General features: G+C 69.2%; 21 protein-coding genes. 12 read left to right on the forward strand and 9 right to left on the reverse strand.

The window, feature by feature from the left end:
* Positions 1-43: 43 nt before the first annotated feature.
* Positions 44-715: a CVNH domain-containing protein gene (locus ACI7BZ_RS02300; protein WP_414115587.1), complete on the reverse strand. Its 672-nt coding sequence runs from the start codon at positions 713-715 to the stop codon at positions 44-46.
* Positions 716-861: 146 nt separating this feature from the next.
* On the opposite strand from ACI7BZ_RS02300, the gene ACI7BZ_RS02305 reads away from it, so the two are divergent.
* The 5 genes from ACI7BZ_RS02305 (at position 862) to rpoN (ending at position 6,011) form a co-directional block, all read left to right on the forward strand.
* Entirely contained in the window at positions 862-1,482 is a 621-nt protein-coding gene (locus tag ACI7BZ_RS02305; RefSeq protein ID WP_414115588.1) for a ribonuclease D, read from the forward strand.
* Between the two features lie 166 nt (positions 1,483-1,648).
* Positions 1,649-2,536, forward strand: a complete 888-nt coding sequence (locus ACI7BZ_RS02310) for a hypothetical protein (protein WP_414115589.1) — start codon at positions 1,649-1,651, stop codon at positions 2,534-2,536.
* The gene (locus tag ACI7BZ_RS02315) at positions 2,533-3,189 is read left to right on the forward strand and encodes an LptA/OstA family protein (RefSeq protein ID WP_414115590.1); all 657 of its coding nucleotides are present in this window, start codon (positions 2,533-2,535) and stop codon (positions 3,187-3,189) included. Before ACI7BZ_RS02310 ends, ACI7BZ_RS02315 begins: the two co-directional genes overlap by 4 nt.
* A 193-nt stretch (positions 3,190-3,382) precedes the next feature.
* Positions 3,383-4,423 (forward strand): LPS export ABC transporter ATP-binding protein, encoded by a 1,041-nt coding sequence (gene lptB, locus ACI7BZ_RS02320; RefSeq protein ID WP_414115591.1) that lies wholly within the window; start codon positions 3,383-3,385, stop codon positions 4,421-4,423.
* Between the two features lie 34 nt (positions 4,424-4,457).
* The gene (gene rpoN, locus ACI7BZ_RS02325; RefSeq protein ID WP_414115592.1) at positions 4,458-6,011 is read left to right on the forward strand and encodes an RNA polymerase factor sigma-54; all 1,554 of its coding nucleotides are present in this window, start codon (positions 4,458-4,460) and stop codon (positions 6,009-6,011) included.
* A 69-nt stretch (positions 6,012-6,080) separates the two neighbouring features.
* On the opposite strand, the gene ACI7BZ_RS02330 is transcribed toward rpoN, so the two are convergent.
* Entirely contained in the window at positions 6,081-6,506 is a 426-nt protein-coding gene (locus tag ACI7BZ_RS02330) for an organic hydroperoxide resistance protein (RefSeq protein WP_414115593.1), read from the reverse strand.
* Positions 6,507-6,688: 182 nt separating this feature from the next.
* Here ACI7BZ_RS02330 and ACI7BZ_RS02335 point away from each other — a divergent pair, with 182 nt between their 5' ends.
* From ACI7BZ_RS02335 to ubiB, 6 genes are all read left to right on the forward strand, one after another.
* Positions 6,689-7,162: a MarR family winged helix-turn-helix transcriptional regulator gene (locus ACI7BZ_RS02335; RefSeq protein WP_414115594.1), complete on the forward strand. Its 474-nt coding sequence runs from the start codon at positions 6,689-6,691 to the stop codon at positions 7,160-7,162.
* Positions 7,163-7,241: 79 nt separating this feature from the next.
* Positions 7,242-7,934: an alpha/beta hydrolase gene (locus tag ACI7BZ_RS02340; protein WP_414115595.1), complete on the forward strand. Its 693-nt coding sequence runs from the start codon at positions 7,242-7,244 to the stop codon at positions 7,932-7,934.
* A 108-nt stretch (positions 7,935-8,042) separates the two neighbouring features.
* Positions 8,043-11,573, forward strand: a complete 3,531-nt coding sequence (locus ACI7BZ_RS02345; RefSeq protein WP_414115596.1) for a hybrid sensor histidine kinase/response regulator — start codon at positions 8,043-8,045, stop codon at positions 11,571-11,573.
* Positions 11,574-11,796: 223 nt separating this feature from the next.
* On the forward strand, positions 11,797-12,012 hold the full coding sequence (locus tag ACI7BZ_RS02350; protein WP_414115597.1) for a hypothetical protein: 216 nt from the start codon (positions 11,797-11,799) through the stop codon (positions 12,010-12,012).
* Positions 12,013-12,160: 148 nt separating this feature from the next.
* Positions 12,161-12,949 (forward strand): bifunctional demethylmenaquinone methyltransferase/2-methoxy-6-polyprenyl-1,4-benzoquinol methylase UbiE, encoded by a 789-nt coding sequence (gene ubiE, locus ACI7BZ_RS02355; protein WP_414119070.1) that lies wholly within the window; start codon positions 12,161-12,163, stop codon positions 12,947-12,949.
* A 31-nt stretch (positions 12,950-12,980) separates the two neighbouring features.
* Positions 12,981-14,552 carry a 2-polyprenylphenol 6-hydroxylase gene (gene ubiB, locus ACI7BZ_RS02360; protein ID WP_414115598.1) on the forward strand — a complete coding sequence of 524 codons (1,572 nt, stop codon included), beginning with the start codon at positions 12,981-12,983 and terminating at the stop codon, positions 14,550-14,552.
* On the opposite strand, the gene ACI7BZ_RS02365 is transcribed toward ubiB, so the two are convergent.
* The 7 genes from ACI7BZ_RS02365 to ACI7BZ_RS02395 form a co-directional block, all read right to left on the reverse strand.
* Positions 14,553-15,251, reverse strand: a complete 699-nt coding sequence (locus tag ACI7BZ_RS02365; protein WP_414115599.1) for a GntR family transcriptional regulator — start codon at positions 15,249-15,251, stop codon at positions 14,553-14,555. It abuts the gene before it with no gap.
* 32 nt (positions 15,252-15,283) lie between these two features.
* Positions 15,284-15,970, reverse strand: coding sequence for a DUF2848 domain-containing protein (locus ACI7BZ_RS02370; RefSeq protein ID WP_414115600.1), 687 nt, complete (start codon positions 15,968-15,970; stop codon positions 15,284-15,286).
* An 88-nt stretch (positions 15,971-16,058) separates the two neighbouring features.
* A complete protein-coding gene (locus tag ACI7BZ_RS02375) occupies positions 16,059-17,231 on the reverse strand; it encodes an ABC transporter substrate-binding protein (RefSeq protein WP_414115601.1) in 1,173 nt (390 codons plus the stop codon).
* A 35-nt stretch (positions 17,232-17,266) separates the two neighbouring features.
* Complete coding sequence (locus tag ACI7BZ_RS02380) at positions 17,267-17,989, reverse strand: ABC transporter ATP-binding protein (protein WP_414115602.1); 723 nt, start codon at positions 17,987-17,989, stop codon at positions 17,267-17,269.
* A 3-nt stretch (positions 17,990-17,992) separates the two neighbouring features.
* On the reverse strand, positions 17,993-18,754 hold the full coding sequence (locus tag ACI7BZ_RS02385) for an ABC transporter ATP-binding protein (RefSeq protein ID WP_414115603.1): 762 nt from the start codon (positions 18,752-18,754) through the stop codon (positions 17,993-17,995).
* Positions 18,751-19,593, reverse strand: a complete 843-nt coding sequence (locus ACI7BZ_RS02390; protein ID WP_414115604.1) for a branched-chain amino acid ABC transporter permease — start codon at positions 19,591-19,593, stop codon at positions 18,751-18,753. Before ACI7BZ_RS02390 ends, ACI7BZ_RS02385 begins: the two co-directional genes overlap by 4 nt.
* Positions 19,593-20,465: a branched-chain amino acid ABC transporter permease gene (locus ACI7BZ_RS02395; protein WP_414115605.1), complete on the reverse strand. Its 873-nt coding sequence runs from the start codon at positions 20,463-20,465 to the stop codon at positions 19,593-19,595. Before ACI7BZ_RS02395 ends, ACI7BZ_RS02390 begins: the two co-directional genes overlap by 1 nt.
* A gap of 422 nt (positions 20,466-20,887) precedes the next feature.
* Here ACI7BZ_RS02395 and ACI7BZ_RS02400 point away from each other — a divergent pair, with 422 nt between their 5' ends.
* Complete coding sequence (locus ACI7BZ_RS02400) at positions 20,888-22,594, forward strand: AAA family ATPase (RefSeq protein WP_414115606.1); 1,707 nt, start codon at positions 20,888-20,890, stop codon at positions 22,592-22,594.
* The last annotated feature ends 271 nt before the right edge of the window (positions 22,595-22,865 follow it).

Consider the following 22,865-nt stretch of genomic DNA (forward strand, 5'->3'; position numbering starts at 1 on the left):
CTTTTTCAGGATGCGTCCCGGTCCGGGACCGGGACCCGTGGCATCAGTTGCAGACCAGCCGGCCGTTCATGTTGGCGATGTCGCGCCCGCGCTGGCAGAAATTGGTGTTGAGCTGCGCCGGCATCCACGCCCCGTTGACGGCACGGCATTGCGCCCGCAGCATTCCGGCACCCCCCAGCGTCACGTCGCGGCAGCTCTGCAGGTAGGAGCCGGGCGGCGGCACCAGGCTCTGGCGCGGCGGGCAGAACAGCGCGCCATTCTGGTTGGAGATGTCGGTCCCCGGCTGGCAGCGCATGGTGTTGAGCATGGACGGCCGCATGTCGCCCTGGCGGGTGCGGCAGAAGGCGCTCAGCACGCCGTTGTTGAACTCGATGCGGTTGCAGCTCTGGCGGTAGGAGCCGGGCGGGCCGAAGCCGCCGGGACCCGGGCCGGGCGGCGGCGGGGGCGGCGGCGCCGGGCGACGCTCGCACCACAGCTGGCCGTTCTGGTTGGAGATGTCCCCCCGGCAGGTGGGAAAATCATTGAGGCGGGCGGGCACATAATTGCCGGCGCGGGTGGCGCAGGCGGCGACGAGGTTGCTTCCCTGCCGCACTTCAACATTGGTGCAGCTGCGCAGGTAGCTGCCGGGCGGCACCGGCTGGGCTTCGGCCCGGCCCAGCGAAACCGCGGCCAGAAGCAGGCCGAAAAGACCTGCGACAAGAATGTTGCCCCTCATGCTTCCCCCCCCCCGGCGATGCGAACACGGGGGGCCTTTAGCACGATGCCGCGGCATCCGCACGTTCCCGGCCGCACCGCCGGCCATCGACACGCCGCCCCCGCTTCGCTAAAAGCCGAGATGATCCAAAGCATAAAGACGAGAAGATGACCATTCGCCTGCACCGGGGCGACCTGCCCCCGGACTTCGTGGCCGCCCCCGTGGTGGCCATCGACACGGAAACCATGGGGCTGAACCCGTTCCGTGACCGGCTCTGCCTCGTCCAGCTGTCCAACGGCGACGGCAGCGCCGACCTGGTGCAGATCCCCAAGGGGGCCGACGCCGCGAGCGCGCCGAACCTCACGCGCCTGCTGGCCGACCCTGCCGTGACCAAGCTGTTCCATTTCGGGCGCTTCGACATCGCCGTGCTCCAGCACACCTTTCATGTGATGCCGCAGCCGGTGTGGTGCACCAAGATCGCGTCGCGGCTGGTGCGCACCTACACCGATCGCCACGGCCTGAAGGACCTCTTGCGCGAGACCATCAACGTGGACATCTCCAAGCAGCAGCAGAGCTCCGATTGGGGATCGGACGACCTGTCCGACGCCCAGCTGGCCTATGCCGCCTCGGACGTGCTGCACCTCCATGCCGTGAAGGCCAAGCTGGAGGAGATGCTGGCGCGGGAGGGGCGCACCGGCCTCGCCGCGGCGTGCTTCGCCTTCCTGCCGGCCCGCGCCGCCCTCGACCTTTCCGGCTGGGCGGAAGAGGACATCTTCGCCCACAGCTGAGGCCGGGCACCGGAAACCCTGCATTCATGCCGCATTCGGGCCAGCCCTTGCGCCCGGGCGGCATTTCGGACAATTTGGCCCGACGCGTGGGGCGACGCGTGGGCCGCCCGGGGGCAGCGGCCGCAGACAGGCGATCGCGGGCACGGCCCGCCGCCGGAACAGGGCCATGAACCGACACGTGCCGCCACACGACCTAGACCGGCGAGAGGCCGCGACCTTCTCCCTGCGCCCCGCTCCGGACTTCCGCAGCGCGCGCCGGCACAGCGCGCGTGTGCGCTGGATCAAGCGCCTCCTGCCCGCGTCCATCGTGGTGGCGGTGCTGGCCATCGGCGCAGGATCGATCCTCTCGCGCCTCAAGCTCACCATCGAATTGCCGTTCGACATCGGCCATCTCTCCCTTTCGGGCTCCCGCCTCACCATGGAGCTGCCGAAGCTGTCCGGCTTCACCGACGACAACCGCGGCTACAGCGTGCTGGCCAAGACCGCCACGCAGGACATCACCCGCCCCGACGTGATCGACCTCTCCGAGGTGGAAGCGCGCCTGGAGCTGGCGGACAAGGGCTGGGCGCGGGTCAACGCGAAGATCGGCAGCTTCGACACCAAGAAGCAGTTCGTCACTTTGGGCGACGGCGTGGACATCGCCATGAACGGCGGCTATGGCGGCCACCTCCAGGATGCCGAGATCGACGTGAAGTCCGGCACCATCACCACCGTTCATCCGGTGGTGTTCACCTATCTTGACGGAAAGCTGGTGGCGGACAGGCTCTCCGTCACGGATCGCGGCAAGCGGGCCATGTTCGAGGGCAACGTGCAACTGGACTTCAAACCCTCGAACCTTCCCGGCGCGCCCAAGGCGGCGCCCACCGCCGCACCCGGAGCGACGGCGCCGGCGGCGGCCCCGCACGCCATGGGCCACACGGCCGCCGGGTCCGGCGCCGCTGCCAAGCCGGTGGCGGAAGCGGCGCGCCCGTCCGCGCCGGCGCCCGCCCCGCTGGAGCCGGCGCCCCTGTCCTACGCCCCACTGCCGCCCCGTCGCCCGGTGCTCGCCCCATGACACGCACCGGGACACGCACCGGGACACGCACCCGTACCGGCATCGCGCGCCCGGCCCGGCGCATGGCGGGCGGCGCGCTTGTCGCCGCGCTGCTTCTGGCCGCCGCCGGGGCGACCGCCCAGACCTCCAACGTGCCCAACGCCCTGCAGGGCTTCGCCCGCAACCGCGACCAGCCGGTCCGCATCAACGCCGACTCGCTGGAGGTGCGCGACAAGGACAAGGTGGCGGTCTTCTCCGGCAATGTGCTGGTGACCCAGGGCGACACCACCCTGCGCGCCAAGGACCTCCTCGTCTTCTATGACGGCTCGGTGGGCGGCGCGCCGCAGGGGGGCGACCAGCCGGTGGAGAAAGGCCAGATCCGCAAGCTGGAAGCCACCGGCGGCGTGGTGGTGAAGACCAAGGAGCAGACCGCCACCGGCGACAGCGGCACCTTCGAGATGAAGTCCAACACGGTCACCCTGGTGGGAAAGCCGGTGGTGCTCACCCAGGGTCCCAACGTCATCCGCGGCCAGCGGCTGGTGGTGGACCTGATCAGCGGCGTCTCCAAGTTCGAGGGCGGCCGGGTGGAAAGCCTGATCGTGCCGGGCAGCCTGCGCGATGCCGCCCCGCCCAGGCCCGACGGCGCGCGACCGGCCCAGCCTCCCCGCCCCTGAGGGGCGCTGGACCGGGCTTCCCCGCCCCCGCGGGCGACGGGCGCAGCCTGCGCATCCCTGCCGCACCCCGGTTTCACCGCGCTGTCACACGACGCACGGGACGCGTTCCGGCCCGTATTTTGCATGTGTGCATTGCATCCCCAGCGCGGACGTTCTAAACCCTTCACTCTGGGGCCGGGGTCCGGAGGTCGCGTTGAACGTCCTTTCCATGTTCGGCAAGTCCAAACTGGACAAGTCCAAAGTCGCGGCGCCGGAGAATCACGGCGGTGCCCGGCGCGGGGATGCGGCGGATGCAGCCGCCGACGACGCCTGGACCGACGAGGGCGCGGCCGCGGGACCTGCAGCCACGGCTTCGGGCAGCCGTCGCGACGACCCCGCCGGCTATGACGACGCCAGCTATGACGATCCCGCCCTTGACGACACGCGGCGGGACGATTTCGCAGACTGGGAGGACGCCGCCCCCTATGACGACCGGCAGGGCGGCCCCGGCGACCTCTCCCCCCTCGACAGCACCGGCGCGCTGGCGGCCTTCGGCCTCGCCAAATCCTATGGCGGGCGCAAGGTGGTGCGCGACGTGAGCATCAACGTCCGCCGTGGCGAGGCGGTGGGGCTGCTCGGCCCCAACGGCGCCGGCAAGACCACCTGCTTCTACATGGTGACCGGGCTGGTGAAGGCCGATGCCGGCCGCATCGAGCTCGATGGGCACGACATCACCCCCATGCCCATGTACCGGCGCGCCCGGCTGGGGGTGGGCTACCTGCCGCAGGAGGCCTCCATCTTCCGGGGCCTCTCGGTGGAAGACAACATCATGGGCGTGCTGGAGGTGACCGAGCCGAACCGCGCCCGCCGCCGCGAGGAAACCGAGGCGCTGCTGGAGGAGTTCCGCATCACCCACGTGCGCAAGTCGCCCTCCATCGCCCTGTCGGGCGGCGAGCGGCGGCGGCTGGAAATCGCCCGCGCGCTGGCCAGCCAGCCCTCCTTCATGCTGCTGGACGAGCCCTTCGCCGGCATCGACCCCATCGCCGTGGGCGACATCCAGGCGCTGGTGCGCCACCTCACCACCCGCGGCATCGGCGTGCTCATCACCGACCACAATGTGCGCGAGACGCTGGGCCTCATCGACCGCGCCTACATCATCCATTCCGGCTCGGTGCTGATGGAGGGCGACCCGGAGGCCATCGTGTCCAGCCCGGACGTGCGGCGCCTGTATCTCGGCGAGGAGTTCCGGCTATGACGGAAACCGCGCCGGCCTGCGGGAGGTGCCCGCCATGGCGATGAGCCCGAAGCTGGAGTTCCGGCAGAGCCAGTCCCTGGTGATGACGCCGCAGCTGATGCAGGCCATCAAGCTGCTGCAGCTCTCCAACATGGAGCTGGTGGCCTATGTGGAGGCCGAGCTGGAGCGCAACCCGCTTCTGGAGCGGATCACCGAGGGCGAAGGCGGCGACGCCGGCGGGGACAGCAACGCCGAGCCGGAGCGCGGCGAGGCCCCCGAGCCGGGCGGCGAACCCTCCGCCAGCAACGACTGGACTGACAACGACGCCGAGCCGAGCCGGGCGGCCATGGAGACGCAGCTCGACACCGACCTCGGCAACGTCTTCCCGGACGACGCCCCCGCCGAGCGCGGCTCGGTGGGCGCCGGCTCCACCGGCAGCAGCCCGTCCACGGGCGAATGGGGCGGCGGGGAGCGCGGCGAGGACTACAATCCCGAAGCCTTCCTCACCGCCGAGACCACCCTCGCCGACCACCTGGAGGCGCAGCTCTCCGTCGCGGTGAACGACCCCATGCGGCGGCTCATCGGCGTCAACATCATCGGCCTCGTGGACGAGGCGGGCTATTTCACCGGCGATGTGGAGCAGCTGGCCCAGCAGCTGGGCGTCACCGCCGCCGAGGTGGAGGACGTGCTCCGGCTGATCCAGAGCTTCGAGCCGTCCGGGGTGTGTGCCCGCAACCTGGCCGAGTGCCTCGCCATCCAGCTGAAGGAGCGCGACCGCTTCGACCCGGCCATGCAGGCGCTGGTGCGCAACCTGGAGCTTCTCGCCCGGCATGACCGCAATGCGCTGAAGCGCGTCTGCGCGGTGGACGCCGAGGACCTCGCCGACATGATCGGCGAGATCCGCCGGCTGGACCCCAAGCCCGGCCTCGCCTTCGGCTCCGGCGTGGTGCATCCGCTGGTGCCGGACGTCTATGTGCGCCCCGGCACCGACGGCACCTGGCTGGTGGAGCTGAATTCGGAAACCCTGCCGCGGGTTCTGGTGAACCAGACCTATCACGCCACCGTGGTGAAGCATGCCCGCTCCCCGGAGGAAAAGAGCTTCCTCGCCGACTGCCTGCAGAGCGCCAGCTGGCTCACCCGCTCGCTGGACCAGCGGGCGCGCACCATTTTGAAGGTGGCGAGCGAGATCGTGCGCCAGCAGGATGCCTTTCTCCTGCACGGGGTGCGCTACCTGCGCCCCTTGAACCTGCGCACGGTGGCGGACGCCATCGGCATGCACGAATCCACCGTCTCGCGGGTGACCTCCAACAAATACATCTCCACGCCGCGCGGCGTGGTGGAGATGAAGTTCTTCTTCTCCTCGGCCATTTCCGCCTCCGGCGGAGGCGAGGCCCATTCGGCCGAGGCGGTGCGCCACCGCATCAAGTCCCTCATCGAGGCGGAAACCGCCGACGACGTGCTCTCCGACGACACGCTGGTCCAGAAGCTGAAGGAAGTGGGCATCGACATTGCCCGGCGAACGGTTGCCAAATACCGGGAGGGAATGAACATTCCCTCCTCGGTCCAGCGCCGCCGCGAAAAGATGTCCATGCGCAGCGAAGCGATCTGACGCTGCACGCGTCCCTTTCCCGGCGCGACCCCTCCCCCATGTGGAGGGAGGGGCCGGGCGCGGCGCCGCTCACACCAGGCTGAGCTTCACGTCGATATTGTTGCGGGTGGCGTTGGAATAGGGGCACACTTGGTGCGCCTTCTCCACCAGCGCCTGCGCCGCCTCGCGCTCCACCCCCGGCAGGGAGATGGCGAGGGCGATCGCAAGGCCGAAGCCGCCTTCCGAGCGCGGGCCGATGCCCACGGTGGAGGTGACGCTGGCATCGGCCGGAACCTTCGGGCCGCCCTGGGAGGCCACGAACTTCATGGCGCCGAGGAAGCAGGCCGCATAGCCCGTGGCGAAGAGCTGCTCGGGATTGACACCATCGCCACCGCCGCCGCCCAGTTCCTTCGGGGTGGAGAGCTTCACGTCCACGGCGCCGTCGAGGGTGGCGGAGTGACCGTCGCGGCCGCCGGTGGCGCGGGCGGAGGTGCTGTAGAGGACATTCACGGGCATGGTCTTTCTCCTTGGCTGCACCGCGTCATAAATTTATGACGCGATTTAATCGTGTGCAATTTATATAGCTGTACCCCTCGGTCGCGTCAACAGCTTGCGATTAGATCGCGCGATAATTATTTTTAGCCGACCATTCTCGCGCCGCCGGATTCGTTCCAGGCGACGCTGCACCAGGAGGCATCATGCCGAACAGCGCCCCGCACCCCGCCCCGCCCCTGCCGCCGGTGGAGGACATGCTCTGCTTCGCCCTCTATTCCGCCAGCCTCGCCTTCACCCGCTTCTACAAGCCGCTGCTGGAGCGCATCGGCCTCACCTATCCGCAATATCTGGTCATGGTCGCCCTGTGGGAGAAGGACGACCAGCCGGTGGGCGCCATCGGCCAGACCCTGGGCCTGGAATCGAGCACCCTCACCCCGCTGCTGAAGCGGCTGGAGGCCATGGGGCATGTGACCCGCACCCGCGACAGCGAGGACGAGCGCGTGGTCCGCGTGCGCCTCACCCCGCCCGGCCTCGCCCTGCGGGACAAGGCGCGCAGCATTCCCGGCTGCGTGCTGGCGGCGACCGGGCTGGACCTGCCGGCGGCCATCCAGCTCCAGCGCGATGTGGTGAAGCTGCGCGACGCCATGGAGGCTGCGACCGCCGGCCCGGCGGCTTGACGCGCCGGCGTCGGGCATGTGTGCTGCCGCGGTCTTCTGAATACGGTAGACCAGACACGGACACACCATAGGGCCAGTCATGCTCGACCCGAACCTTGCCGGACGCATCGCCTTCGCCCCACCCCCGCCCGACGCCCCGGGCGCCCTGCCGCCCCTGCCCCCCGGCCGCCATGGGCTGGGCCTTTCGCCCGCGCGCGACGCCATGCTCCTGGTGCCGGAGGGGCTCGACCCTCAGGCGCCGGCGCCGCTGATGGTGCTGTTCCATGGCGGCGGCGGCAGCGCGGAAAAGATCCTGCCCATGATGGAGGCGCACGCCGCCCGGCACCGCTTCCTGCTGCTGGTGCCGCAATCGGTCTTTCCCACCTGGGACATCGTGATCGCCGGCAACGGGCCGGACCGCGAGCGCCTGGAAGCCGCCCTTGCCGCCGTCGCCGCCCGCTTCCCCCTCGATCCGGCGCGCATCGCCTTCGCCGGCCATTCGGACGGGGGCAGCTACGCCCTCTCCCTCGGCCTCAGCAACGGGCATTTCGTGACCCATGTCATCGCCTCGTCCGCCGGCTTCATGTCGGTGCACCGGCAGGAGGGGGCGCCGCGCGTCTTCATCTCCCACGGGGTCAATGACGAGCAGATTCCCGTCGCCCGCAGCGGCCGGGTGCATTCGGCCCTGCTGAAGGAAGCGGGCTATGAGGTGACCTACCTGGAATATAACGGGCCCCACGCCTGGCAGGCCCCCGTGGTGGCCCTTGCCGTGGACTTCTTCATCGGCGGGTGAGGCGCCCCCTTGTCCCATCCGCTGGACAAGCCGGCGATGAAGTGTTGAGGTTCCGGCAAAGAGAACAAGAATGGGCGGCCTGCGCGGGCACGCCGCCGGACGGGGGACATGCTTCAGGCCTCGGTGGTCATCTTTGCGGCGCTCGCCTACATCGGGCTCCTGTTCGCCATTGCGAGCTACGGGGATCGGCTGCGGCCGGGCCGGCGGCGCACGCCGCGCCCGCTCATCTATTCCCTGTCGCTGGCAGTCTACTGCACCTCCTGGACCTTCTTCGGCTCGGTGGGGCTCGCCACCACGCAGGGCTTCGACTTTCTCACCATCTATCTCGGCCCCATCATCCTGATGACGCTGGGGGCGCCGGTGTTCCTGCGGGTGGTGCGGCTGGCCAAGGCCAACAACATCACCTCCATCGCGGACTTCATCGCCGCGCGCTACGGCAAGCATCAGGGCATCGCCGCCATCGTCACCCTGGTGGCGATCATCGCCGCCATTCCCTACATCTCGCTGCAGCTCAAGGCGGTGTCCGCCTCGCTGGTGGCCATGCTGGGCCATTTCGCCGGCTCGGGCGGGCGCGGCACGCTGGTGGGCGACCTCGCCTTGTTCGTGGCCTGCGCCATGGCCGCCTTCGCCATATTGTTCGGCACGCGCCATTCGGATGCCACCGAGCACCAGGACGGGCTGATGCTCGCCATCGCCACCGAATCCCTGGTGAAGCTGGCGGCTTTCCTCGGGGTGGGGGCGCTCGTCACCTTCGTGCTGTTCGACGGCCCCACCCAGCTCTGGCACGCAGCGCGGGAGGCGGATGTGACCGCGCCGTTCGAGCGCGGGCTGTCCCTGGAAAACTGGCTGACCATGACCATCCTCTCGGCCGGGGCCTTCCTGCTTCTGCCGCGACAGTTCCATGTGGCGGTGGTGGAAAACACCTCCGAGAGCGAGATCCGCCGCGCCCGCTGGCTGTTCCCGCTCTATCTCGTGCTCATCAACCTGTTCGTGGTGCCGCTGGCGCTGGCGGGGATGACGCTGTTTCCGCTGGGCATGGTGGATAGCGACGTCTATGTGCTCGCCGCCCCCCTGGCCGCAGGCTCCGAGGCGCTCGCCCTCTTCGCCTTCGTGGGCGGCCTTTCCGCCGCCACCGCCATGGTCATCGTGGAATGCGTGGCCATCGCCATCATGGTGTCGAACGACCTGGTGATGCCGCTGCTGCTGCGCCGCCGGGCGCAGGCGGCCGATGCCAGCGGCCTGCGGGCGGACGGGCTGGCGGACGAGGGCCAGCGCGGCGACATGATGAACCTGCTGCTGTCGGTGCGGCGGGTGGCCATCTTCGTCATCATCCTGCTCGCCTATCTCTATTACCGCACCACCGGCGACGTGCAGCTGGCGCAGATCGGCCTTCTCTCCTTCGCCGCCATCGCCCAGGTGGGGCCGGCCTTCGCCGCCGGCCTCATCTGGCAGCGCGCCACCGCCAAGGGCGCCATCGCGGGCATCACCGCCGGCATGGCCCTGTGGGCCTATACCCTGCTGCTGCCCAGCCTGGCGGAGGCCAAGCTCGTCTCCAGCGCGCTGGTGGACACCGGCCCGTTCGGCCTCACCCTGCTGCGGCCCACCGCCCTCCTCGGCCTGTCCGCCGGCTCGCTCGCCCACGGCGTCACCTGGAGCCTCGCCGTCAACACGCTGCTTCTGGTGGTGGTGTCCTTCCTCACGCGGCCGAGCCAGATCGAGCGGGTCCAGGCCCGGCTGTTCGCCGGCGGAGCCGAGCGCACCCAGTTCCGCCCCGCCTTCCTGCGCTGGCGCTCCTCGGTCACCCTCGGCGAGGTGATGGCCACGGTGGAGCGCTATCTGGGCACGGACCGGGCGCGCGCCTCGTTCGAAGGCTATGCGCGCCAGCACGGCTTCACCCTCGACGCCCACCGGGAGGCCGACGCCGGCACCGTGCGCTATGCCGAGCACCTTCTGGCCTCGGCGGTGGGGGCCGCCTCCTCGCGCCTCGTGCTCTCGCTGCTTTTGCGCAAGCGCACCGTCTCCACCAAGGCGGCCCTGAAGCTGCTGGACGATGCCTCCGCCGCCATCCAGTACAATCGCGAATTGCTGCAGAGCGCCATCGACCACGTGCGCCAGGGCATCGCCGTGTTCGACCGCGAGCTGCGGCTCGTCTGCTGGAACCGCCAGTTCGGCCAGATGCTGGACCTGCCGGCGGAATGCTATGCGGTGGGCGTGCCCCTGCGCGACATCCTCGCCGATGCCCCGGCGGACGAGGCCGGCAACAACATGCGCGCGCGCGTGGCGCGCTATGCCAACCCCCGCCCGGACTTCTCCGAGCGCCTGCACCAGCGCGGCGCGGTCATCGAGGCGCGGTCCGACCCCATGCCCGACGGCGGCATCGCCGTGACCTTCACCGACATCACCGCGAGCGTGGAAGCCGCCCTCGCCCTGGAGCGCGCCAACGAAACCCTGGAACGCCGCGTGCGCGAGCGCACCGAGGAGCTGGAGCGCCTGAACCAGGCCCTGGAGAAGGCCAAGGCCGAGGCCGACGAGGCCAACCTCTCCAAGACCCGCTTCCTCGCCGCCGCAAGCCACGACATCCTCCAGCCGCTCAACGCCGCGCGCCTTTACGTGACGAGCCTGGTGGAGCGCGCCAAGGGGCCGGAGGAGGAGCGCCTGGCCGGCAATGTGGATGCCTCGCTGGAATCGGTGGAGGAGATCCTCGCCGCCCTGCTGGACATCTCCCGGCTCGACAGCGGCGTCATGCGCCCGGAGATCGCCCCCTTCCGCATCGCCGACGTGCTGAAGCCGCTGGAGATGGAATTCGCGCCGCTGGCGCAGGAGAAGAACCTCAAGCTCACCTTCGTGCCCTGCACGCTGGCGGTGCGCTCGGACCGGCGGCTGCTGCGGCGCCTGCTGCAGAACCTCATATCCAATGCGGTCAAGTACACGCCGCGCGGGCGCATCCTGGTGGGCTGCCGCCGGCAGGCAGGGCGGCTGCGCGTGGAGGTCTACGACACCGGCGTGGGTATTCCGCGCTCCAAGCACCGGCTGGTGTTCCAGGAGTTCCAGCGCCTCGACCAGGGGGCGAAGGTGGCGCGCGGCCTCGGCCTCGGCCTGTCCATCGTGGAGCGCATCGCCCGGGTGCTGGAGCACAAGGTGTCGATCCGCTCCACCCCCGGCCGCGGCTCCATCTTCGCCGTGGAGCTGCCGGTGGCCGTCTCCATGCCCGAGGAGCCCCTTATGGCACCCGCCCCCGCCCGGCGCGGGGCGCCCCTCGACGGGCTCACCATCCTGGCCATCGACAACGAGCCGGCCATCCTGGAGGGCATGGACCTGCTGCTGACCGGCTGGGGCTGCGAGGTGATCACCGCCCCCGACGCCAACACCGCCTTGGAGAAGCTGCTCACCGCCCGCCGCACCCCCGACATCGCCCTGGTGGACTACCACCTGGACGGCGGCCACGGCATCGAGGCGGTGATGGCGCTGAGGTGGAAACTGGGGACATTGCCCGCCGTCCTCATCACCGCCGATCGCACCAAGAAGGTGCGCGACGCGGCCCGCGCGGCGGACATGGAAATCCTCAACAAGCCGCTGAAACCCGCGGCGTTGCGGGCCATCCTCGCCCATTGGCGCCTCGCCCGCCCGGCGGCCGAGTGAGGCCGGCGCGCCACCGCCTGCGCCCCATTTGCCACACCCGCCGCGCTCCGCGATTAAGCCCTGGTTCATCCCCATGAACGCCCAATAAACGCCGGGTTCAGCCCGCGTTATGTGGCGGTGCCATAGAAGCACGCCCTCACGGCATGGAAGTGTTACTTATTCGTTAAGGATTGTAACAACTCCACGTCCACTTCGACGCGCGAAATACTTTTGGAGCGTGGCTATGACGATCACGATCAACGTTCCGATCTTTCCGCTGCGGAAAGAAATCGCCGCCCGCAAGCGGCGCATGGGCCACTCCTTGTCCCTCCCCCTGCGCGGGGCGGCGGCGAGCGCGCGGGACACCGATCTGCGCTACACTGCGGACGGGCTGGAATTCGACGTGGCCGGCTTCGCCCATGGCCTTGCCAAGCCCGCAAAGGGCCGCGGCGGGCAGTGAGCCCGCCCGCATGGACCGGGGCCGGCCGAACGGAGGGGTTCCATCTGTCGCGGCCCAACCCCCAGGGGCCGCCCTCCGGCTTTCTGGCGCGCGCCGGCATCATCCGATAAGGTCCCGCGCCATGACCAACAGCGCGGCCCCGACCCCCATGACGGACCCGACCACCGAGCCGACGGCCGGCGAAAACCCGGCCCAGACCCATTTCGGCTACCGCACCGTCCCCCTCGGCGAGAAGCAGTCGCTGGTGGACGACGTGTTCCACAAGGTGGCGCGCCGCTACGACATCATGAACGACCTCATGTCCGGCGGCCTGCACCGGGTCTGGAAGGATGCCCTGGTCTCCAAGATGCGCCCGCCGCAGACCGGGCGGGACTTCCGCCTTCTGGACCTTGCCGGCGGCACCGGCGACGTCGCCTTCCGCGTGGTGGAAGCGGGCGGCGCGGGCACCTGCGCCATCGTCGCCGACATCAATGCCGACATGCTGGCGGTGGGGCGCGAGCGGGCCGAGAAGCGCGGCCTCGGGGAGAAGGTCACCTTCTTTGAGGCCAATGCGGAGGCCCTGCCCTTTCCCGACATGAGCTTCGATGCGGTCACCATCGCCTTCGGCATCCGCAACGTGCCGCGCATCCCGCTGGCGCTGAAGGAGATGCGCCGCGTGCTGAAGCCCGGCGGGCGCGCCTTCGTGCTGGAATTCTCCAAGGTGGACGTGCCGCTTTTGGACAAGATCTACGACGCCTTCTCCTTCCGCGTGATCCCCGAGCTGGGCAAGCGCGTGGCGGGGGATGCCGAGCCCTACCAGTATCTGGTGGAATCCATCCGCCGCTTCCCCAGCGCGGAGGCCTTCGCCCAGATGATGCGCGATGCCGGCTTCGCCCGCGTGGACTTCACCCGCATGACCGGCGGCGTCGTGGCCCTCCACTGGGGCTTCCGCATCTGATGGCGGGCCCCCGAGCCGGCGGATGCCGACCATGATCTTCCTTCTCGTCGCCGATGCCACGCGCCTTGCCCGGGCCGGATACGTGCTCGCCCGCGAGGGCGTGCTCTCCCTCGTCTCGCCGGCCTCGGCGCCGCCGCTGGCGCGCCCCCTCTTGCGCATCGCCCGCCTCATCGCCCGCAAGGATGCCGGCACGCGCGCGGCGCGCTTCTCCGCCGCCCTGTCGCGCCTCGGCCCGTCTTATGTGAAGCTCGGCCAGTTCCTCGCCACCCGCCCGGACGTGGTGGGCGCCGGGGTGGCGCGCGACCTGGAAGTGCTGCAGGACCGCATGCCCGCCTTCGGCCAGGCGGTGGCGGAAGCGACCGTGGCGGACGCCTTCGAGCGGCCGGTGGCGGAGGTGTTCGCCGCCTTCGGCCCCGCCGTGGCCGCCGCCTCCATCGCCGAGGTCCACAAGGCGCAGGCCGTGGAGCCGGACGGCAGCAGCCGCACGGTGGCGGTGAAGATCCTGCGGCCCGGCATCTCCCGCCGCTTCGCCTCCGACATGGGCACCTTCCGCCGCATGGCCCGCTTCGGCGAGCAGAATTTCGCCGAGGGCCGGCGCCTGCGGCTGGAGACGGTGGTGGACACCCTCGCCCGCTCCGTCTCCATGGAGATGGACCTGCGGCTGGAGGCGGCCGCCTATGCCGAGCTGGCCGAGAACACGCAGGACGACCCGGAAATCCACGTGCCCCGCGTGGACTGGGACCGCTCCAGCCGCGAGGTGCTGACCACCGAGTGGATCGACGGCATCAAGCTCTCCGACAAGGACGCCATCATCGCCGCCGGGCACGACCCGAAGGAGATCGCCCGCATCGTCATGCAGTCGTTCCTGCGGCAGGCCATGCGCGACGGCTTCTTCCATGCCGACATGCACCCCGGCAATCTGTTCGTGGACGCGCAGGGCCGCCTGGTGGTGGTGGATTGCGGCATCATGGGCCGCCTGGGGCTGAAGGAGCGGCGCTTCCTCGCCGAAATCCTCTACGGCTTCATCACCCGCAACTGGCGGCGCACCGCGGAAGTGCATTTCGAGGCGGGCTACGTGCCGTTCCACCATTCGGTGGACGATTTCGCCCTCGCCATCCGCGCCATCGGCGAGCCGATCCATTCGCGCCGCGCCGACCAGATCTCCATGGCGCGTCTGCTGGCGCTGCTTCTGGAAGTGACCGCCTTGTTCGACATGCAGACGCGGCCGGAGCTGCTGCTGCTGCAGAAGACCATGGTGGTGGTGGAAGGCGTCGCCCGCTCCCTCGACCCCCAGCTCGACATGTGGAGCACCGCCGCCCCGGTGGTGGAGGACTGGATCGCCCGCAATCTCGGCCCGGTGGGCCAGATCCAGCGGGTGGGAACGGGCCTCGGAGAGATGGGCCACTTCGCCACCACCCTGCCCGGCCTGCTGACCCGCACCGCCCGGGTGATGGAGCAACTGGACGAGGCCACCCGCGACGGCATCCGCCTGTCCCCCGGCTCCCTGGAAGGCATCGGCCGGGCGGAGGCGAAGCGCGCCTTCTGGGGCAATCTCGCGCTGTGGGTCATCGCCGCGGCGCTGGTGGGGATGTGGCTGGGCTGATCAGAGCTGGCGGGTGAGATTGGCGGCGAAGGAGAGGATGTGCGCCTGCGTCGCCGCCTCGGCCGCCGGCCCGTCGCGGCGGGCCAGGGCATCGGCGATGGCGGCATGCTCCTCCACCACCCGGCGGTGATGCCCGGCATCGCGCAGGGAAACGAACCACACCCGCTGCGCGCGCTCGTGCAGGTTCCGCAGGATGTCCCCCAGCACCGCATTGCGCGCGGCGGAGGAGATGGTGGCATGGAACTCGCGGTCGAGGGACATCAGCACCGTCACATTGCCCTCCGCCGCGGCGATGCCGCCGCGCCGCACATTCTCGGTCAGGGCGGCCAGATGCTCCGGGTCGGCGCGCTCGGCGGCGAGGCGGGCGCAGAAGCCTTCGTTCAGCAGGCGCACGTCCGCCATGTCGCGCACCTCGTCTTCGGTGATGGGGCGCACGATGATGCCCTTGCGCGGCAGCACCTCCACCAGCCCGTCGCGCATGAGGCGGTCGAACGCCTGGCGCACCGGGGTCCGCCCGAGCCGGAGGCCGGCGGCCACCTGGGCCTCGCTCAGGGCCTCGCCCGGGCGGAAGACGCACCGGATGATGCGCTCCTTGATGAGCTCGTAGGCCTCGTCGCGCAGGGAACGCACATGCCCGGCGGCATCGGCCGCCACGCCTTCCCCCTCGCCTTCCCCTTCGCCATGCACCTCGCCCTGCATCCCCTCGCCTCCAGGGGCTCCCACGGCGCGGGTCAGCCGGCGATGGGCAGCACCTTCACATCATAGCCGTGGCGGATGACACGGCCACGGACAGGGTCTTCGATCTCGAACTCGAACCGGTCCGCCGGCCGGATGCCGCCATGGGCCGCCAGCGTACCGCAGAACATGGCCGCGCCGCTGCCCAGCTCCGCGCCGAATCCGGCCAGGATCTCCAGCGGCGGCAGCATGGCCGAGACTGCGCCTTCCTGATAGAGCATCCGCACCCCGCCGGTTACCGCAAACGAACGCAGCACCAGGCTGTCCCAGTGCGGCAGCACCTCGTCGAGGGCCCACAGCTCGGGGGCCACGGGCTTGTCGCACATCTGCTTGGAAACGGTGATGCCATAGGTTTCCACGGCGCGGTCCGTATGGTCGGAGCCGACGCCGAGGTAACGGCGCCCGCCGCTCTCGATCACCACGAACTCCACCTCGCCGGAGGAATCGGCACCCGCGCACTCGATCACCGGGGCGGTGGTGAGGCGGGCGGCGGCCACGCGGTAATAGATGGGCGTGGTGGCCGGGCGCTGCACCCCGAGGACTTCCAGCTCCACAATGTGCTTTTCCAGCGCCGCCTTGTCGCGGCCGGTCCAGCCGGCGATGACAGCGGTGCGGATGACGAGGACTTCCTCTTGGGAGCGGCCATCCGCATGGATGGAGAAGTGAAGGGCGGTGCCGGTCATGGCATCCTCTGCTGCAACAGGACGAAAGCGGGTCGGCGCCCCCGGCAAGGGGGTGGAGCAGGGGCGCCGACCCGACGCGGACGCGAGGTCAGTTCGGCATCCGCGTGTCGAGGAGGGTCCACTTCCCGCCCTTCACCTCAAGGATGTAGACGGGCTTCACCGCGTCACCGTCGGTGAAGGAGATGGCGCCCTCGAGCGCGGCATAGTCTTTCAGCTTCGCCAGCTGGTCGCGGATGGCGGCGCGCTCCTCGGCGCGCTTGGCCTTGTCGCCGGTGGTGCCGGCCCGCTTCATGGCCTCGGCGTAGAGATAGACGATGTCGTAGACCGAGGCGTCCATCTGGTTCGGATCGGTGCGGGTGAGGCCGGCGGCCTTGGTGCGCTTGCCGAATTCCGCGGTGAAGGCCTTGGTCTTGTCGTTCACCTCCGGGAAGAAGGTGGTGCCGATGGTCATGGTCTCGCCGGCGCCGTCCATGCGCTTGGGCAGCTCGGGATCGGCAATGGTGGTGCCGCCGATGAGGCGGGTGGACACGCCCTGGCGCTTCAGCTCCTTGGCGATGTTCACCGCGCCTTCGGGCGGCGAACCGAGGCCCACCACGTCCGGGGCCATCTGCTTCAGCTGCGCCACCTGGGGCGAGAGGTCGAAGGCGGCGAGCTGGAAATCCACCGCGCCCTTGGAGGGGATGGCGTATTTCTCGAACATCTTCGGCACCACCACGGTGCCGATGGACTTGGACACCACGTCGTCGGTGGCATAAGCGGCGGCGCCGGTGGCCATGGGCAGCTTCTTGTCCTTCAGGGCGCCGAGCACCTGGTCGATCACCCGGCCCTCGTCGGTGGTGTTGCGGAAGCCGTAGGTGAAGCCCTTGGTGAGGCCTGGAGCGGAGGAGGCCATGGACATCTGGGCGATGCCCTCGCGCTCGCCCACCGGGAAGGTGGTGCGCACTTCCGAGGACGAGAACGGGCCGATGACGGCGAGCGCGCCAGCATCCTGGGCGAAGGAGCGCACGGCGGTGGTGGCCTGCTTGGGATCGCCGGCGGTGTCGAACTTCACCACCCTGATCTTGCGGCCGTTGATGCCGCCCTTGGCGTTGATCTCCTCCACCGCCATGTCCACCGCCACCTCGTTGGTGTTGGCAAGGCTCACATAAGGGCCGCTCTTGGCCATCATGTAGCCGAGGACGAGCGCGTCCTCGGCGCGCGCCGCGCCGGCGGCAACGAGCGTCAGCAGAAGGCCGGCGCCGAACGCCATGCTTTTCTTCATGTCCCTCACTCCTCTCTGGATTGTGCTTTTCGAGGTCATGGATGGGCGCCGCCGCCGAGATAGGCGTCCTGCAGGCGCGGGTCGGCGGCGAGCACCGCCGGGTTGCCGGCCATGCTGACCTTGCCCAGCTCCAGCACCGTGGCGCTGTGGGCCGCCTTCAGCGCGCGGCCGGTGTTCTGCTCCACCAGCAGCACGGAAAGGCCGCCGGCATTGAGCTCGCCGATCAGGTCGAACAGGCGCGAGACGAACAAGGGCGAGAGGCCGAGGGAGGGCTCGTCCAGCATCATCAGCCGCGGCTTCGCCATCATGGCGCGGCCGATGGCCAGCATCTGCTGCTCCCCGCCGGAGAGGCAGGAGGCGAGCATGTGGCGGCGCTCCGCAAGGTTGGGGAAGCGCGCATAGATGGCGTCCATCTCCCGCTGCACGGCCTGCCCGTCGCGGCGCATGTGGGCGCCGAGCAGCAGGTTTTCCTCCACCGTGAGGGAAATGAGGATGCGCCGGCCTTCCGGCACCAGCACCAGCCCCTGCGCCATGCGCCGGTGGGGCGCCGCGCGGGTCAGGTCGGCATCGGCAAAGGTGATGCCGCCGGCCTTGGCCGGCACCGCCCCGAGGATGGCCTTGAGCAGGGTGCTCTTGCCCGCGCCGTTGGCGCCGAGCACGGTGACGACCTCGCCCTCCTCCACCTTCAGCGACACGTCGGTGAGGGCGGCGACCCGGCCATAGGAGACGCTGAGGGCGGAGACTTCCAGCAGCGCCATGGCTCAGGCCTCCTCGTCCGTGCCGATATAGGCCTCGCGCACCTTCGGGTCCTGCCGCACCCGGGAGAGCGGGCCCTCGGCGATCTTCTCGCCGAAGTTCAGCACCACCACGTTTTCGCAGACGGAATCCACGAAATGCATGTCGTGCTCCACCACCAGCAGGGTGATGCCCTTGGCCATCAGGGCCCGCAGGTGGTCGCGCAGCGCGTTGGTCTCGGACGGATTGAGGCCGGCGGCCGGCTCGTCCAGCATCAGGAGGCTCGCCCCGGCGAGGGTGGCGCGCACGAGGTCGATGCGCTTGCGCACGCCATAGGGCAGCGCCGAGACGGTTTCGTCCGCCCAGCGGCCGAGGCCGCTCTCCTCCAGCGCCGCGCGCGCCTCCCGCTTCCAGCGATGGCCCGGGACGAGGCGGTAGGGGGTGAGCAGCGCGGCCAGCGAGGAGGCGCGCACATGCTGGCCCACCAGCAGGTTTTCCAGCACCGACAGGTGCGGCATGAGGCGGATGTTCTGGAACGAGCGCGCCACGCCGGTGCCGATGCGCTTGCGCGACGGCAGGCGGGTCACGTCCACCCCGTTCACCTCGATGCGCCCGGCATCCACCCCATAGACGCCGCTCACCAGATTGAACACGGTGGTCTTGCCCGCGCCGTTGGGGCCGATGAGGGCGGTAGTGACGCCCTTGGGCACGGCGAAGGTGAGGTCGCGGATGGCCCTGACGCCCGCAAACGACTTGGTGAGGGAGGTGATGGCAAGGGCCGCGGTCATGACGAGGCCTCCGGCCTGCGCCGGCGCAACCGGGGCAGAAGGGTGGTGGTGACGAGCCCTTGCGGCCGCACCGCCATGAACAGGATGATGAACACCGCGAACAGCGCATAGCGCCACTGGTCGGAGGCGCGCAGCAGTTCCGGCACCAGGGTGAAGAAGGCGGCGCCCACCAGCGGCCCCCACACCGTCTGCGTGCCGCCGAACAGCACGTAGAGCACGGTGAAGACCGAGAGCAGCACATTGAAGTGCTGGGCCTCCACGAAATTGTAGTGGTGGGCGTAGAGGGAGCCGCCGAAGCCCGCCACCGCCGCCCCCAGCGCGAAGGCCGCCACCTTCACCCCGCGCACGGAAACCCCGAGCAGGTCCGCCACGGTGGCATCGCTCTTCACCGCGGTGAGATAGAGCGCAAACCGCGTGCGCGAGAGCAGCACCATGAGCACCACCACCCCCGCCGCCGCCGCGAACACCACGTTCGGCCCGGCGTAATCGGTGACGGGATAGCCGGCCGCGCCGCCCACCACTTCGAGGTTGAGGAACAGCGCCGAAATCACCTGCCCCAGGGCGAAGGTGGCCATGGCGAAGTAGATTCCGTGGGTGCGCAGCACCGGAAAGCCGATGGCGAGGCCCACCAGGCCGGCGAGGGCCGACCCCACCGGAATCGCGGCCCACATGGGCCACATATATTCATTGGTGAGGAAGGCCGAGGCATAGGCGCCGATGGCCATGAAGCCGGCGATGCCGAGGTTCAGCTGGCCCGCCGCCAGCGGCAGATAGACCGCATAGGCCGCCATGACGTTGAAGGCGAGGACGACGAGGACGCCGGTGAGATAGCCGCTCATTAAAGCTTCTCCCGGCTGGCCGCGCGGCCCACGAGGCCTTGCGGCCGCAGGATGAGGATGAGGAGCAGGAGGCCGTAGACGGTGATGTTCACCACGTCGGCGCCGAGGAAGGAGATGGAGAGCACTTCCGCAAGGCCGATCAGGAGCCCGCCCAGCACCGCGCCCCAGATGGACCCCATGCCGCCGACGATCATGGCGGCAACCCCCTTGAAGCCCACCCCCTCGCCCATGAAGGGGGACACCTGCTGGTAGTTCACCGCGAACAGGATGCCGGCCAGAGCCGCCAAAAGGGCCGAAGCCACGAACAGCTGCGGCACCAGGCGGGAAATGTCGATGCCCATGAGCAGGGCCGTCTCGCGGTTTTCCGCCACGGTGCGGATGCGCCGGCCGGCCGCGGTGGCGGAAAGATACCAGGAGAGGAACGCCACCAGGGCCAGGGACAGCACCAGCGAAACCAGCTGGGCGATGCCCACCACCAAGCCGCCGAGCCGCAGGTTCATATCCGGCAGGAGGGCGGGAAAGGCCTGCTGGTCCGAGCCGTACTGGATCAGCGCGAGGTTCTCCATGAGCACCAGGAAGCCGAGGGAGGAGACAAGCGGCACCTCCGGGTCGCCGCCCTGCATGGGCCGGTAGGCGAAGCGTTCCACCAGCAGGGAGATGAAGGCGGCGGCCGCCAGGGCCCCGGCGCTGGCCAGAAGGAAGGGCCAGCCCGCCTTCATCAGCCCGAAGGCCAGCATGCCGCCCACCATGAACAGGCCCGGCAAAGAGAAGTTCAGGAAATTCAGCACGCCGATGGCGAGCGTGAAGGCCACCGCCACCAGCATGTAGATGGCCCCGAGCATCAGGCCGTTGATGATCTGCTGGACGAGCATGGCGACGGAGCACTCTCCCTGGGCGGTCGGGGACACCGGCCCGCCGCCACCCGGCGCCGGGAATAGATAAGATACAAAGCTATTTTGCTTTGACGTTCAAGCTGAAATTTCAGGCGGATTTCAGTGATTGGAGCCCCTGCCGCGAGGTGGCGACCGACCGTACTTTCCTTCTGCTTTCCAAGCGGTTGCCCGGCACCTGCGCGGGCTCCCGCCGGGGCGCTTGGCGCCGGCTTGAGCGCCCGCCTGCCCAACGGGACAGCACGGCTTGGCTCCCGCCACCGGCCTCCGGGACATTACGGAGGCAGGCGGCCCCGTTCTTGCTATGGCCTCAAGGAACCCTGCCGCAACCGCCATTCGATGCCTGGGCCTGTCGCACGTCGGCCATTTTGTCGAAGCCCGGACATCGCCACCGTGAGGTCGAGATGAAGATCGTCGTCGAACGCCTGGTCGTCGAATCCCTCGTCGAAGCCTTCCCGGAACAGGCCCACCTTCTGGCCCAGCCCCGCCTTTCCACCCGCATGGAAGTGGGACTCGACGCCCTGCGGCCCGACGCCCTCGCCCATCTGCACGACCTTGTGCTGAAGTCCGGCGACGCCGCCCTGCGCGGGCAGGAGGAGCAGCTCTCCAACCTGGTGGGAGTGTTCCGCGACGACGGCCGCCGCTTCGCCCCGGAGGAGCTGGAGGACCTGGCCGGCGCCATCGCCCTCTATTTCGTGAAGGTGTGCATCCGCGGCTGGCTGTTCCGCATGAACCCCAACGGCCGGCCCGAGCCGTTCCTCATCACCCGCCTCGACTACACCCCGCCGGGGGAGGAGGAGGCCGGCCGCATCATCGTGGAGCTGAAGGCCAACAACCGCGGCAAGACCCAGGTGGAAAACCTGCTCATCCGCTCCAAGGACCTGCGCGGCCTCACCATCCCCGGCACCCTGGCGGCCAAGGGCTGGCTGATGGAGGATGCGGGGCTGCTGAAATCCTTCGACGACCAGATCAGCCGCTACTTCGACTGGCGCGGCCGCTACGGACACCAATTCTCCGGCAAGGGAACCGGCATCTTCGCCGAAGACCCCACCGCCAACCGCCGCGACACGGACTGGGCGCGCAAGTCCGTCCTCGTGCTCTCCTCCTCCGGCAGCGAGGCGCGCCTCGTCAATGACGAGGAGCTGCTGGGCGAGCGTACCCTGGGGCTGGAGACCTCCGGCTTCTTCCTCGACAAGATCGTGAAGAAGGCGGAGAAGCAGAACCTGTTCCACATGGCGGTGGACGAGGCCCTGCGCGCGGCGAAGGAAAGCGTTCCCAAGGGCGCCTTCACCGAAATGCCGGTGCATCCCCTCATCCTCATGTTCCATCTGGACCTGCACCACCATGTTTGGGTGCATGTGGACGATATCCGGCCCTATCAATACCACCCGGAACTGAAGCAGAAGCTGGTGCTGCCGCCGGAACAGACCGACCTCATCGATATCCTCACCGCCGAGATGAACACGCTGATGGACGACGTGGTGGCCGGCAAGTCCGGCGGCACCACCGTGCTCTGCGCCGGCCCGCCCGGCGTGGGCAAGACCCTGACCGCCGAAGTCTATTCCGAGATCATCCAGCGCCCGCTCTACCGGGTGCATTCCGGCCAGCTCGGGCTCGACGTCGCCCATATGGAGCAGGCGCTGAAGGACGCCCTCACCCGCGCCCAGCGCTGGGGCGCGGTGATGCTGATCGACGAGGCCGACGTCTATATCAAGCGCCGGCAGGACAACCTCACCATGAATGCGGTGGTGGGCGTGTTCCTGCGCGTGCTCGAATATTTCAACGGCCTTCTGTTCCTCACCACCAACCGGGTGGACGACATCGACGAGGCCATCATCTCGCGCTGCATCGCCCTCATCAAATACCATTCTCCCGGCCCGGACGACCGGCGCAAGATCTGGCGCGTGATGGCCGACCAGTTCGGCCTGCCCCTCTCCGACGAGATCATCGACAAGCTGGTGATGATGTTCCCGGAAACCTCCGGCCGCGACATCAAGGGCCTCGCCAAGCTGGTGGCGAAATACTGCTCGCAGAAGAACGAGCCGCCATCCATGGACGCCTTCCGCCGCTGCGCCATCTTCCGGGCGCTGGACGTGCCGCCGGCGGCGTGAACGCCTTTCTTATCCCTTTGCGCGTCCTGACCCGCCCGGTGCCTCGGGCGGGTCCTTTTTTTGCGCCGGCCCGCTGCGCGAGGCGCCGGAAGCCCGGCAGGCTAGAGCACGCGCCGATCAGCTTGCATCGCAAGCGGATCGGATAACGCGTTCTCTTTCCTTAAGTGAGAGGGCGATTCACCGATCAAATTGAGTCAATTTGATCGGATCGCGCTCTAAGGGTTTCCACGAATTGCCCCGGTGCCGGCGGGTCGCTACACCGGCCGGGCAG

The organism is Xanthobacter sp. AM11, from assembly GCF_047444035.1.
In the GTDB taxonomy this organism is placed as follows: domain Bacteria; phylum Pseudomonadota; class Alphaproteobacteria; order Rhizobiales; family Xanthobacteraceae; genus Xanthobacter.

Bases quoted from the DNA above. Each gene is read 5' to 3' on its own strand.
- ACI7BZ_RS02300 (WP_414115587.1), bottom strand. From the start codon at position 715: ATGAGGGGCAACATTCTTGTCGCAGGTCTTTTCGGCCTGCTTCTGGCC.
- ACI7BZ_RS02305 (WP_414115588.1), top strand. From the start codon at position 862: ATGACCATTCGCCTGCACCGGGGCGACCTGCCCCCGGACTTCGTGGCC.
- ACI7BZ_RS02310 (WP_414115589.1), top strand. From the start codon at position 1,649: ATGAACCGACACGTGCCGCCACACGACCTAGACCGGCGAGAGGCCGCG.
- ACI7BZ_RS02315 (WP_414115590.1), top strand. From the start codon at position 2,533: ATGACACGCACCGGGACACGCACCGGGACACGCACCCGTACCGGCATC.
- rpoN (WP_414115592.1), top strand. From the start codon at position 4,458: ATGGCGATGAGCCCGAAGCTGGAGTTCCGGCAGAGCCAGTCCCTGGTG.
- ACI7BZ_RS02330 (WP_414115593.1), bottom strand. From the start codon at position 6,506: ATGCCCGTGAATGTCCTCTACAGCACCTCCGCCCGCGCCACCGGCGGC.
- ACI7BZ_RS02335 (WP_414115594.1), top strand. From the start codon at position 6,689: ATGCCGAACAGCGCCCCGCACCCCGCCCCGCCCCTGCCGCCGGTGGAG.
- ACI7BZ_RS02340 (WP_414115595.1), top strand. From the start codon at position 7,242: ATGCTCGACCCGAACCTTGCCGGACGCATCGCCTTCGCCCCACCCCCG.
- ACI7BZ_RS02345 (WP_414115596.1), top strand. From the start codon at position 8,043: ATGCTTCAGGCCTCGGTGGTCATCTTTGCGGCGCTCGCCTACATCGGG.
- ACI7BZ_RS02350 (WP_414115597.1), top strand. From the start codon at position 11,797: ATGACGATCACGATCAACGTTCCGATCTTTCCGCTGCGGAAAGAAATC.
- ubiE (WP_414119070.1), top strand. From the start codon at position 12,161: ATGACGGACCCGACCACCGAGCCGACGGCCGGCGAAAACCCGGCCCAG.
- ubiB (WP_414115598.1), top strand. From the start codon at position 12,981: ATGATCTTCCTTCTCGTCGCCGATGCCACGCGCCTTGCCCGGGCCGGA.
- ACI7BZ_RS02365 (WP_414115599.1), bottom strand. From the start codon at position 15,251: ATGCAGGGCGAGGTGCATGGCGAAGGGGAAGGCGAGGGGGAAGGCGTG.
- ACI7BZ_RS02370 (WP_414115600.1), bottom strand. From the start codon at position 15,970: ATGACCGGCACCGCCCTTCACTTCTCCATCCATGCGGATGGCCGCTCC.
- ACI7BZ_RS02375 (WP_414115601.1), bottom strand. From the start codon at position 17,231: ATGAAGAAAAGCATGGCGTTCGGCGCCGGCCTTCTGCTGACGCTCGTT.
- ACI7BZ_RS02380 (WP_414115602.1), bottom strand. From the start codon at position 17,989: ATGGCGCTGCTGGAAGTCTCCGCCCTCAGCGTCTCCTATGGCCGGGTC.
- ACI7BZ_RS02385 (WP_414115603.1), bottom strand. From the start codon at position 18,754: ATGACCGCGGCCCTTGCCATCACCTCCCTCACCAAGTCGTTTGCGGGC.
- ACI7BZ_RS02390 (WP_414115604.1), bottom strand. From the start codon at position 19,593: ATGAGCGGCTATCTCACCGGCGTCCTCGTCGTCCTCGCCTTCAACGTC.
- ACI7BZ_RS02395 (WP_414115605.1), bottom strand. From the start codon at position 20,465: ATGCTCGTCCAGCAGATCATCAACGGCCTGATGCTCGGGGCCATCTAC.
- ACI7BZ_RS02400 (WP_414115606.1), top strand. From the start codon at position 20,888: ATGAAGATCGTCGTCGAACGCCTGGTCGTCGAATCCCTCGTCGAAGCC.